Source organism: Mycobacterium sp. NBC_00419 (assembly GCF_036023875.1).
Taxonomy (GTDB): Bacteria; Actinomycetota; Actinomycetes; order Mycobacteriales; family Mycobacteriaceae; genus Mycobacterium.
In genome coordinates, this window is sequence record NZ_CP107931.1 from 1239009 (window position 1) to 1251329 (window position 12321).

Consider the following 12321-nt stretch of genomic DNA (forward strand, 5'->3'; position numbering starts at 1 on the left):
GACGAATTAGGCTGACGCCACCATGAGTGCCAGCCCGAGCATCGCGCAGCGGTTGGGCCGTGTCCTGGAGCGGGTCACCCGGCAGAGTGGACGGCTGGCCAACACCCCGGCGTACGGGTCGTTGCTGCTGGGCAAGGTCACCGAGAGCGGGCCCCGGCGGCGGGTGCGGATCCAGACCCTGCTCACCGTGTTCATGCTGACGGTCAACCTCGTCGGGGTCGCGGTGGCCACGCTGCTGGTGACGGTGGCCTTCCCGGTGCCCAGCGTGTTCACTGACGTGCCCCGCTGGCTGACCTTCATCGTGGCTCCCGCCTACGCTGCTGCGGCGCTGGCCTTCGGCACCTGGTGGATCACCCGCCGCACGGTCAACGATCTGCGCTGGGCGATCGAGGGCCGATCCCCGACCCGCGCCGATCAGCGCAACGCCTTCTTCACGCCGTGGCGCATCGCGATCGCCCAGCTCGCCCTCTGGGCGGTGGGCACGACGGCGTTCACCATCCTCTACGGGATGTACGACCCCAACTTCATTCCCCGGCTGTCGTTCGGGGTCGGAGTGGTTGGGGTGGTTGTGGCCACCAGCGCATATCTGTTCACCGAGTTCGCGCTGCGGCCGGTGGCCGCGCAGGCGCTCGCCGCCGGCCCACCACCACACCGGCTGGCGCCGGGAATCATGGGCCGCACCATGACGGTGTGGATGTTGAGCTCCGGCCTACCCGTGATCGGCATCGGTCTGGTGGCGCTGTTCTCACTGCTGCTGAAGAACCTCACCAAGACTCAGCTGGAGGTCGGCATCCTGATCTCCTCGGTTGCCACGCTGATCTTCGGCTTCCTGCTGACCTGGATTCTGGCCTGGCTCATCGCCACCCCCGTACGGGTCGTGCGCTCGGCGCTCAAGCGCGTCGAGGACGGCGATCTGGACGCCAACCTGGTGGTGTTCGACGGCACCGAACTCGGGGAATTGCAGCGCGGGTTCAACTCGATGGTGAACGGGCTGCGCGAGCGCGAGCGGGTGCGCGATCTGTTCGGCCGCCACGTCGGACGAGAGGTGGCCGCCGCAGCCGAACTGCAACGCCCGACCCTCGGCGGCGAAGAGCGCCATGTCGCAGTCCTTTTCGTCGATATCGTCGGGTCCACCCAGTTCGTCAACACGCTGCCGCCCAAGGACGTCGTCGCACTGCTCAACCGGTTCTTCGCAGTGGTCGTCGAAGAGGTGGACCGCCATCGCGGCATGGTCAACAAATTCGAGGGCGATGCGACGCTGGCGATCTTCGGTGCGCCGGTCACGCTCGACAATCCCGAGGACGATGCGCTGGCCGCAGCCAGGGCGATCGTCGCGCGGCTTGAACGTGAGGTACCCGAGTGCGCGGCGGGCATCGGCGTGGCCGCCGGGCAGGTGGTCGCCGGCAACGTCGGGGCCAACGAACGTTTCGAGTACACGGTGATCGGCGAGCCGGTCAACGAGGCCGCCCGCCTCTCGGAGCTGGCCAAGTCCCGCCCGCACGGGGTGCTGGCCTCGGCGGTCACCATCGAGGCCGCCGGCGGCGACGAACGCCGCCACTGGGAGCCGGCCGAGTCGGTGACGCTGCGCGGCTACGAACAGCCCACCCGGCTGGCCACGCTGGCCCTGCTGAATTAACCAGTCGGTTTTGCGCAGGCCGCCACCGCATCCTCGACGGTGCTGAACACGACGTCGTCGAACCCACGATCGGGCCGGATGACCACCCGGTCGGGGTCGACGACGAACCCCAGCTTGCCGGCGTCACGCAGTTCCTGGCTCATTCCCGCCAGCAGCGCGCGGGCGGAATCGTTGATGTCGTCGGTACGGGTGACGTCGACGATGGCCACCTCGAAGTCGGCGGCCTCACGGTCGACGATCCGGGCGACCTGCTCAGCCCCGGCGAACATCAGGTCGCCGTGCAACTCGTAGACGCGGATCCCCTCGGCGGGTTCATAGATCGCGCGGATGGTCGAACGCGATTCCCGGCTGACCGTCAGGAAGTGCAGGCCCAACCGCTCGGAGAGGCTGCGGCACACTAGGACTCCGCGCACGCTGTTGCCACGGGCATCCAGCAGCGGCGAGTACACGCCGATACCGAGCTGCCCCGGCAGCACCGCGACGATACCGCCGCCCACCCCGCTCTTCGCCGGTAGGCCCACCGCGCTGACCCAGTCGCCTGCGGCGTTGTACATCCCGCAGGTGACCATCACCGACAGCGTTCGTTGCACTACCCGGGTGCTGGTGACCCGCCGCCCGGTCTGCGGGTTGACCCCGCCGCGGGCCAGGGTGGCGCCCATGCGGGCCAGATCGACGCTCGTCACGCGCAGCGAGCACTGCCGGAAGTAGACGTCGAGGACGTCGTCGGGGTCGTCGGCGAGCACCCCGAAGCTCTCCAGCATGTAGGCGATCGCGCGGTTGCGGCTGCCGGTGGCCTTCTCGGATCGGTAGACGGGCTCATCGAGTTCCAGTGGCCGGCCCGCGCACGCGGAGTAGAAATCGCGGATCTTGTCGAACCGCTCGTCGGGGCTGGCCCCGGGCACCAGGGCGACGGCCGCGATCGCCCCCGCGTTGATCATCGCGTTCTTCGGCGTCTTGGTCTTGTCGTCGACGCTGATCTCGTTGAACGCCTCGCCGGAGGGTTCGACGCCGATCTTGGTGTCCACCGCGGTCTCCCCCACCTGGTCGAGGGCCAGCGCGTAGGTGAACGGTTTGGAGATGGATTGGATGGTGAATTCTGTTCGGGCAGAACCCGATTCGTAGACATAACCGTCCGATGAGGACACCGCCAGTCCAAATCCCGACGGGTCGACGTCGCTCAGTTCAGGGATGTAGTCGGCCAGGGCGCCGTCGGTGACTCCGGCATACTCCGCCACCACCTGGTCGAGGTAGCGCTGCACCAGGTGGGCCACGCCTGCGATCTTAGCCAGCGCCCCCACCGCACGGCCGCAGGCGCATCGTGGACCACGTCGGTACGCTCGAATCGAAGACGTCGGGGAGGGCGATCCTGCACCGGGCGACCGGTGCCTTCAAGAGCGGGGAGAGATCCTGAACGGCTGCGAATCGGCGACACGCTCAGCGTGACCTTCGGCCCCACCGACCCGACCTCGCTCGCTATGCGCGGCGATGGCCCCGATGACGATCTGCCTCAGGTTCTCGCCGACACCGTCACCGAGTTCCTGGGCACGCCGCGGGCGCGCGGCTGGATCCATCTCTGCTCGGCGGCCGTCGCGGTCGTCGCCGGCGCGGCCCTGGTGCCGGTCGCCTTCATCGCGGCCTCCCCGCGGGCCGGATGGGCCACCCTGATCTACACCGTCACCATCATCGCCATGTTCGGCGTGAGCGCCACCTACCACCTGCGGCGGTGGGGTTCACCGACGGCCGAGAAATGGATGAAGCGCACCGACCACTCGGTGATCTTCGTCTTCATCGTCGGCAGCTACACCCCGTTTGCGCTGCTGGCGATGCCGCCGAGCACCGGGGCGCACGTGCTGACGATCGTGTGCGCCGGCGCCGCGGCCGGTATCGCTCTGAAGATGATGTGGCCGTCTGCTCCGCGGTGGTTCGGCGTCCCGCTGTACCTGCTGCTCGGATACGCCGCAATCTGGTTCGCCGGCACGCTGTTGCACGGCGCGGGGTTAGCCGTCGTGGTCCTGCTCGTCGCCGGTGGCGTGCTCTACAACATCGGCGCGGTCCTCTACGGGCTGCGCTGGCCCAACCCGTGGCCACAGTCGTTCGGCCACCACGAGTTCTTTCACGCGTTCACCGCGGCGGCGGCCACCTGCCATTACATCGCCGTCTGGCTGCTGATCGTCTAGCGCCGCCGGCTGCTAGAGCGCCGACTTCTCCAGAACGTGGATGCCGCAGGCCGAGCCGAGGCCGATGACGTGCGCCAAGCCGACCTTCGCGCCCTCGATCTGGCGTTCGCCCGCCTCGCCGCGCAGGTGGGTGGCGATCTCCCAGATGTTGGCGATGCCGGTGGCCGAGACCGGATGGCCCTTGGACTCCAGTCCGCCGGAGACGTTGACCGGCATCCTGCCGTCGCGCCACGGGGCACCGGACTTGAAGAAGTCCACCGCGCCACCGGGTTCACACAGCTGCAGATTGTCGTAGTGCACGAGTTCGGCAGTGGCGAAGCAGTCGTGGAGTTCGACCAGGTCCAGATCCTGCGGCCCGATTCCGGCCTGCTCGTAGGCCTGGGTGGCGGCTTGCCGGGTCAACGTGTTGACGTCGGGCAGCATCTGGCAGGCCTCCTGGTAGGGATCGGAGGTCAGGATCGAGGCGCTGATCTTGACGGCGCGACGCTGCTGCTCGAGCGAGAGGGTGCGTAGTTTGGTCTCGCTGACCACGACCGCCGCGGCCGCACCGTCACAGTTGGCCGAGCACATCGGCCGGGTGTTCGGGTAGGCGATCATCAGGTCGTTCATGATCTCGTCGAGGGTGAAGCGCTTCTGGTAGGCCGCCTTGGGGTTCAGTGTCGAATGCGCGTGGTTCTTCTCCGAGATCGAGGCGAACAGCTCGAAGTCCGCGCCGCCGTAGCGGTGGCCGTACTCCAACCCGATCTGGGCGAACACTCCCGGCATGGTTTCGGTGCCGACCCGGCCGTCGAGCGGAGCGACGGCACCGAAGCGGCCCTCGCGCACCCATTGGCCGCCTTCCGCGGCCCGGGCATTGCCGGTGAGCAGGCCCGCACCGGCGAGCTTCTCGACACCGACGGCCAGACCCATGTCGGTTTCACCCGCCTTGATCGCCATCACCGCCACCCGCAGCGCGGTCGCCCCGGTGGCGCAGGCGTTGTTCACGTTGAAGACCGGCACACCCGTCTGGCCGATCTGCTTCTGCAGCGTCTGGCCGAAACCTGGTGCGCCCATGAGGTTTCCGGCACCGATGACGCCGATGTCGGCGATCGACACCCCGGCGTCGGCCAGCGCGCCGAAGGCGGCCTCCGAACCGAGATCGAGGATGTCGGCATCTTTGTGCTTGCCGAACTTGGTCATGTAGATGCCCAGGATCCACACGTTGTCAGCCATGGTGACTCCTACTCCGCCGGCTCGAAGCCGAATCCGACCGCTTCCACACCGGACTGATCCACGCCAACGGGCACAGTGGTCAGCCGCACCTTCATGCCGGTTGTCACGTGCTCGGGGTCCGGCGGCACGTTGACGATGTTGGCGCGCACACTTGTGCCGTCGCAGTCCACGACGCCGGCCACGAACGGCACCTGCACTCCTTCGGCGGCGAAGCTGACGATCGTGAACGTCCGCAGCGTGCCGGTGTCGGAGATCCGCACGTGGCGGAACTCCCGCCCGCTGCAGTTCGCACACCCGCTGCGCCGGTCGAAATAGCGGGCGCCGCAGTTGGTGCATTCATTGGCGACGAGATGGGGTCCGTCCTCGAGCACGAGGTAGTCCACCAGAGGTACGCGCTGCACGGCACTCCTTCGCGCTCGTCGATGAGGGACTCTGATCATATGGCTGCCCGGTCCGCCGCCGGCCGCTGCGTGCAGGCAATCCCCGGAATGGCACTTTCAGCCCTCGTCCACGATGTCGGTTTTCCGCTAGTGCTGTCGGTGCCGGCGTGCAAGGGTCGATCTGTGCACGACGATTTCGACCGCTGCTACCGGGCCGTCCAATCCAGGGACTCCCGGTTCGACGGCTGGTTCGTCACCGCTGTGCTGACGACGGGTATCTACTGCAGGCCCAGTTGTCCGGTACGGCTTCCGCTGGCCCGCAACGTGCGGTTCTATCCCAGTGCGGCTGCCGCGCAGCGGGCCGGGTTCCGGGCCTGCAAAAGGTGCCGGCCCGACGCCTCACCGGGATCGCCGCAGTGGAATGCCCGTGGCGACGCCGTCGCACGGGCCATGCGCCTGATCGGCGACGGGGTTGTCGACCGCGAGGGGGTCACCGGACTGGCGGCGCGGGTGGGCTACACCGCCCGCCAGATGGAACGCATGCTGCAGGCCGAGGTCGGCGCCGGGCCGCTGGCGATGGCCCGGGCGCAGCGGGTTCAGACCGCGCGGGTGCTCATCGAGACCACCGAGATGCCGTTCAGCGACATCGCCTTCGCCGCCGGGTTCGCCAGCATCCGGCAGTTCAACGACACCGTGCGGACTGCCTGCGATATGACGCCAACCCAGTTGCGGCACAACGCCGCCCGCCGTCGGGGACAGGACATCGCACCGGGCGGTCAGGTGCTCAGCCTGCGCTTGCCGGTGCGTGCGCCGTTTGCCTACGAGGGAGTGTTCGGGCATCTGGCGGCCAGCGCTGTGCCCGGGTGCGAAGAGGTGCGTGACGGTGCGTTCCGCCGCACCCTGCGTCTGCCGTCGGGGTACGGCATCGTCAGCCTGAGGCCGCGGCCCGATCATGTCGCGTGCACGCTGGTGCTGGAGAACATCCGCGACCTTGCGACGGCGATCGCCCGCTGCCGCCGGCTGCTGGATCTCGACGCCGACCCCGAGGCCGTGATCGAAGCCCTCAGCACCGACACGGATCTTCGGGACGTGGTCAGCAAGTCCCCGGGGCAGCGGATCCCCCGCACGGTCGACGAGCAGGAGCTGGCGGTGCGGGCGGTGCTCGGCCAACAGGTGTCGACGAAGGCCGCCCGCACCCATGCCGGCCGGCTGGTGTCGGCCTACGGCAGCGCGGTGACCGACCCGGCGGGTGGCCTCACCCACACCTTTCCCACCGTCGACGAGCTCGCCGAGATCGACCCCGATCATCTGGCTGTGCCTGCTGCCCGCCGGCGTTCACTGATCGCCCTTGTCGCGGCGCTGGCAGCCGGTGAGGTGGTTCTGGACCCCGGGTGCGACTGGGAAAGGGCCCGCACACAACTGCTGGCGGTGCCCGGTATCGGGCCCTGGACAGCCGAGATCGTGGCCATGCGGGGACTGGGCGACCCGGATGCGTTTCCGGCCACCGACCTGGGTGTGCGCCTGGCCGCCGAGCAGCTCGGCATCCCCGCCGATGCCCGAGCCCTGTCCGCCCACAGTGTCCGCTGGCGACCATGGCGGGCCTACGCAGCTCAACATCTATGGACCACCCTCGACCATTCGGTCAACCATTGGCCCCCGAAGGAGACGACGCCATGACCAGTTTGCGATTCCGGATCATCGACAGCCCGGTCGGTCCGCTGACGCTGGCCGGCGCCGACTCGACCCTGATGCACCTGCGCATGGTCGACCAGACGCACGAACCCGACCGGTCGAGCTGGGTTGACGCCGACGATGCCGCCTTCCCCGAGGCCGTCGAGCAGCTGGCGGCGTACTTCGCCGGTGAGCTCACCGAGTTCGACGTTGACCTGTATCTGGGCGGCACGGAGTTCCAGCGGAAGGTATGGGCGGCGCTGCGCACCATCCCCTACGGCCAGACCCGCTCGTACGGAGAGATCGCCGAGCAGATCGGATCGCCGGCGGCTTCCCGCGCTGTCGGATTGGCGAACGGGCGCAATCCCATTGGCATCATCGTGCCCTGCCACCGCGTCATCGGCGCCGCCGGAGGGCTGACCGGATACGGGGGCGGGCTGGACCGCAAGCGCCAGCTGTTGGCGTTGGAGCGGGTTCGAGAATCGGCCACCCTGTTCGACTGAGCCGATCGGTCGCCGTGACTCTCTTGGCCGTGCAACTTTCACTCGCCGAGAACAATTCGGCCGCTATCCACATGACACACCGATCCTGCAGTTCACGGCCTGATCAGCGGGGCGCGCGGCCGACCGGGACCGGTCGTTGGATCATCGCGGCGCGGGGCTGCGATGCTACGTTGACGCTGGCCTGTGGCGTGTCGCCGTAGCGATGCAATCGTCGCTGTACGGCTGCAGTTGGAGTGCGACCCGAAGCCGGGAGGCGACGAAACACAATGTGGCACGGATGGTTGCCGCTTCTTGGCGAGCTCACGGCGCTGGCCGCTGTGGTGGCTCTGTCACCCTTCACCGTCCTCCCCGCTGTTGCACTGGTGGTGCACAGCGAACGGCCGCGGCCGGTTGGGCTGGCGTTCATTGCGGGCTGGCTGGCGGGTAAGGCCGCCATCACGGTGGCGTTCCTCCAGGTGCCCCAGCTGGTGCAGAAACTGGAAGGGCCGGCGCCGGCGTGGACGGGCTGGCTGCGGATCGCCTTGGGACTGCTCGCCCTTGGGGGCGCAGTCGTCTATTGGCGCCAATCGCTTACGACGGTCGAAAACCCCCGCTGGGTGAGCCGCATCAAGCGGATCACCCCGCTGAGTGCCGCAGTCACCGGGGTGGCCCTGACGGTGATCAACATCAAAGTCGTTGCGGCATGCGCGGCGGGGGGCTACCTCATCGGTTCAGCGCCCTTGAGTAATGCCGGAATCGCTGCGGCGGTCACGTTCTTCACACTCGCCGGCGGCTCGACTGCGGCGGTGCCGATTCTCGGCTACGCAGTCTGGACCCATCGGATCGACAGTTTCCTGGCGTCATTCCGCGACTGGATGCAGCGACGACAGCGGGTACTGACCGTCGTTGTTCTCGGCCTGGTGGGCGGCGCGTTGGTGTATTCAGGTGCCGGCGCGCTCTGAGAATAGAAATCAAATAGGTATTCATTAGCATTTGGATCGGTCGGCGGCCATTCTCCGCATCACTTAGTGCGCTATCGGAATAGCTTCAGCACGACATATAACACCTCGAATGCACAAATGCCTGGGCCCCCCAATCGAAATTGGGGGGCCCAGGACTTAAATTGTGTTCGGCGGTGTCCTACTTTTCCACCCGGGTTGGGTAGTATCATCGGCGCTGGCAGGCTTAGCTTCCGGGTTCGGGATGGGTCCGGGCGTTTCCCTGCCGCTATGGCCGCCGTAACTTTATTCACTCGTTTGTGAGTGTAAATCTGTGTGTTTTGGTGGTGGGGTGTAGTGGTTTGCGTGGTGTGTGGTTGCGAGGTTTTTCCTACAACAATCGTGGTTTGTTGGTTGTTGTAAGTTTTCGGCCGGTTAGTGCCAGTTCCCTAAACCTATTGCTAGGTGTGCAGGTCTGGTCTATCGATCCCGTGGTCTGCGGGGGGCCTTATCCCACTTAATGGGTGAGAAGCCTGGTCTTGGAGAAGGTTTCCCGCTTAGATGCTTTCAGCGGTTATCCTGTCCGAACGTGGCTATCCAGCGGTGCCACTGGTGTGACAACTGGTGGACCAGAGGTTCGTCCGTCCCGGTCCTCTCGTACTAGGGACAGCTTTCCTCAAGCTTCTGACGCGCGCGGCGGATAGAGACCGAACTGTCTCACGACGTTCTAAACCCAGCTCGCGTGCCGCTTTAATGGGCGAACAGCCCAACCCTTGGGACCTGCTCCAGCCCCAGGATGCGACGAGCCGACATCGAGGTGCCAAACCATCCCGTCGATATGGACTCTTGGGGAAGATCAGCCTGTTATCCCCGGGGTACCTTTTATCCGTTGAGCGACACCCCTTCCACTCGGGGGTGCCGGATCACTAGTCCCGACTTTCGTCCCTGCTTGACATGTACGTCTCGCAGTCAAGCTCCCTTGTGCACTTGCACTCAACACCTGATTGCCGTCCAGGTTGAGGGAACCTTTGGGCGCCTCCGTTACATTTTAGGAGGCAACCGCCCCAGTTAAACTACCCACCAGGCACTGTCCCTGAACCGGATATACGGTTCGAAGTTAGAAGTCCAATACGATCAGAGTGGTATTTCAACAACGACTCCACGATCACTAGCGTGACCGCTTCATAGTCTCCCACCTATCCTACACAAACCGTATCGAACGCCAATACCAAGCTATAGTGAAGGTCCCGGGGTCTTTTCGTCCTGCCGCGCGTAACGAGCATCTTTACTCGTAGTGCAATTTCGCCGAGTCTATGGTTGAGACAGTTGAGAAGTCGTTACGCCATTCGTGCAGGTCGGAACTTACCCGACAAGGAATTTCGCTACCTTAGGATGGTTATAGTTACCACCGCCGTTTACTGGGGCTTAAATTCTCCGCTTCACCCCAAAGGGTTAACGGGTCCTCTTAACCTTCCAGCACCGGGCAGGCGTCAGTCCGTATACATCGTCTTGCGACTTCGCACGGACCTGTGTTTTTAGTAAACAGTCGCTTCTCACTGGTTTGTGCCACCCCCCACCGCTGCCGGCCGCGTGGGCCATGACAGTAGGAGGTCCCCCTTCTCCCGAAGTTACGGGGGTATTTTGCCGAGTTCCTTAACCATAGTTCACTCGTACGCCTTGGTATTCTCTACCTGACCACCTGTGTCGGTTTGGGGTACGGGCCGTGTGTGTGCTCGCTAGAGGCTTTTCTCGGCAGCTGAGGATCACCGAATTCGCCTCACTCGGCTATGCATCACCTCTCAGGCACATGACATCCGGATTTGCCTAGATGTCGCCCTACAGGCTTGCCCCAGTATTACCACTGACTGGTACGGCTACCTTCCTGCGTCACCCCATCGCTTGACTACTACCAGAGAAGGTCCCGCGCAGCCCCGCCAATCCTCACACCCGAAGGTGATCGGTAACGACGGTTTTGGGCGGTTAGTACCTCTGATTCATCATGGGCGCGCACACACGGGTACGGGAATATCAACCCGTTGTCCATCGACTACGCCTGTCGGCCTCGCCTTAGGTCCCGACTCACCCTGGGAGGACTGGCCTGGCCCAGGAACCCTTGGTCTTTCGGCGGGCAAGGTTCTCACTTGCCTTATCGCTACTCATGCCTGCATTCTCACTCCCACACCCTCCACAGCTCCATCACTAGGCTGCTTCACTGGATGCAGGACGCTCCCCTACCCAACGTATAAATACGTTGCCGCGGCTTCGGCGGTGTGCTTGAGCCCCGCTACATTATCGGCGCACAATCACTTGACCAGTGAGCTATTACGCACTCTTTCAAGGGTGGCTGCTTCTAAGCCAACCTCCTGGTTGTCTCTGCGACTGCACATCCTTTTCCACTTAGCACACGCTTAGGGGCCTTAGCCGGCGATCTGGGCTGTTTCCCTCTCGACGCACGGAGCTTATCCCCCGCCGTCTCACTGCCGCGTTCTTGGACTTACCGGCATTCGGAGTTTGGCTGACGTCAGTAACCCTGTGGGGCCCATCGGCCATCCAGTAGCTCTACCTCCGGTAAGAAACACGCGACGCTGCACCTAAATGCATTTCGGGGAGAACCAGCTATCACGGAGTTTGATTGGCCTTTCACCCCTACCCACAACTCATCCCCTCAGTCTTCAACCTAAGTGGGTTCGGGCCTCCACGCGGTCTTACCCGCGCTTCACCCTGGCCATGGGTAGATCACTCCGCTTCGGGTCCAGAACACACCACTACACCACACACTGTTGTGTGGATACGCCCTATTCAGACTCGCTTTCGCTACGGCTACCCCACACGGGTTAACCTCGCGACATGTCCCTGACTCGCAGGCTCATTCTTCAAAAGGCACGCCATCACCCCACGCTTTAACACGAAGGCTCTGACGGATTGTAGGCACACGGTTTCAGGTACTATTTCACTCCCCTCCCGGGGTACTTTTCACCATTCCCTCACGGTACTAATCCGCTATCGGTCACTGGGAAGTATTCAGGCTTACCGGGTGGTCCCGGCAGATTCACAGCAGATTTCACGGGCCCGCTGCTACTCGGGAACCCATCACCACAGAGAACATGTTTTCGTCTACGGGGCTCTCACCCGCTACGGCAGACCATCCCAGGTCACTTCGACTAACACGTTCTTTTCTCACTGCAGCCCAGACCGGCAGATCTGAGAAGATAGGCCCCACAACACCGCACACACAACCCCTGCCGGGTATCACATATGCACGGTTTAGCCATCCTCCGCTTTCGCTCGCCACTACTCACGGAATCACAATTGTTTTCTCTTCCTACGGGTACTGAGATGTTTCACTTCCCCGCGTTCCCCCCCAACGCCTATATATTCAGCGTTGGGTGACACGACATCACTCGTGCCGGGTTTCCCCATTCGGACATCCTCGGATCAACGCTAGGTTGGCAGCTCCCCGAGGCATTTCGCAGCCTCCCACGTCCTTCATCGGCTCCCAGTGCCAAGGCATCCACCATGCGCCCTTAAACACTTACAAACATAAAACCAAAAATGAGATTAGGAAAAATTGCACATCAACACACACCAACGCAACACCCACCCCAAAGGGCCGGCGCCACCATTCGTGCGTGCTAGATGCTCGCAACCACTATCCACAAATCAAACACCACACCCCACCACCAAAGTGAGGCAACAACACTCCGACCCCACCAACGTGAGGCCACCCCGCAACCGGGGCACAGGCTTGTTGTCTCAAAGCCCAACAGTGTGTTTGGCAGCAGCCAGGGTAAAAACCCCGCCCTGAACAACTTTGCTTGTCGTGCA

Annotated in this window: 8 protein-coding genes and 2 rRNA genes; 5 read left to right on the top strand and 5 right to left on the bottom strand. The window is 64.2% G+C overall.

Annotation, left to right across the window (positions count from 1 at the left end; translation table 11 throughout):
• The first annotated feature begins 22 nt into the window (after positions 1-22).
• Positions 23-1636, top strand: coding sequence for an adenylate/guanylate cyclase domain-containing protein (locus OG976_RS05805; RefSeq protein ID WP_328359112.1), 1614 nt, complete (start codon positions 23-25; stop codon positions 1634-1636).
• Here OG976_RS05805 and glsA read toward each other — a convergent pair.
• Positions 1633-2907 (bottom strand): glutaminase A, encoded by a 1275-nt coding sequence (gene glsA / locus OG976_RS05810; RefSeq protein ID WP_328359115.1) that lies wholly within the window; start codon positions 2905-2907, stop codon positions 1633-1635. The genes OG976_RS05805 and glsA overlap by 4 nt on opposite strands.
• Before the next feature lie 204 nt (positions 2908-3111).
• Here glsA and trhA point away from each other — a divergent pair, with 204 nt between their 5' ends.
• Positions 3112-3813 (top strand): PAQR family membrane homeostasis protein TrhA, encoded by a 702-nt coding sequence (gene trhA, locus OG976_RS05815; RefSeq protein ID WP_328363198.1) that lies wholly within the window; start codon positions 3112-3114, stop codon positions 3811-3813.
• A gap of 12 nt (positions 3814-3825) precedes the next feature.
• On the opposite strand, the gene OG976_RS05820 is transcribed toward trhA, so the two are convergent.
• Both OG976_RS05820 and OG976_RS05825 read right to left on the bottom strand, forming a co-directional pair.
• Entirely contained in the window at positions 3826-5025 is a 1200-nt protein-coding gene (locus OG976_RS05820; RefSeq protein WP_328359118.1) for a thiolase family protein, read from the bottom strand.
• An 8-nt stretch (positions 5026-5033) separates the two neighbouring features.
• Positions 5034-5426: a Zn-ribbon domain-containing OB-fold protein gene (locus OG976_RS05825; protein WP_328359120.1), complete on the bottom strand. Its 393-nt coding sequence runs from the start codon at positions 5424-5426 to the stop codon at positions 5034-5036.
• Positions 5427-5588: 162 nt separating this feature from the next.
• Here OG976_RS05825 and OG976_RS05830 point away from each other — a divergent pair, with 162 nt between their 5' ends.
• The 3 genes from OG976_RS05830 (at position 5589) to OG976_RS05840 (ending at position 8520) form a co-directional block, all read left to right on the top strand.
• The gene (locus OG976_RS05830; RefSeq protein ID WP_328363201.1) at positions 5589-7082 is read left to right on the top strand and encodes a DNA-3-methyladenine glycosylase 2 family protein; all 1494 of its coding nucleotides are present in this window, start codon (positions 5589-5591) and stop codon (positions 7080-7082) included.
• Positions 7079-7579 (top strand): methylated-DNA--[protein]-cysteine S-methyltransferase, encoded by a 501-nt coding sequence (locus OG976_RS05835; protein WP_328359123.1) that lies wholly within the window; start codon positions 7079-7081, stop codon positions 7577-7579. The genes OG976_RS05830 and OG976_RS05835 overlap by 4 nt, the downstream gene beginning before the upstream one ends.
• A 281-nt stretch (positions 7580-7860) precedes the next feature.
• On the top strand, positions 7861-8520 hold the full coding sequence (locus tag OG976_RS05840; protein ID WP_328359126.1) for a GAP family protein: 660 nt from the start codon (positions 7861-7863) through the stop codon (positions 8518-8520).
• 165 nt (positions 8521-8685) lie between these two features.
• Here OG976_RS05840 and rrf read toward each other — a convergent pair.
• Positions 8686-8799: ribosomal RNA gene (gene rrf / locus OG976_RS05845) — 5S ribosomal RNA — on the bottom strand.
• Between the two features lie 112 nt (positions 8800-8911).
• A 23S ribosomal RNA gene (locus OG976_RS05850) occupies positions 8912-12034 on the bottom strand.
• Between the last annotated feature and the right edge of the window lie 287 nt (positions 12035-12321).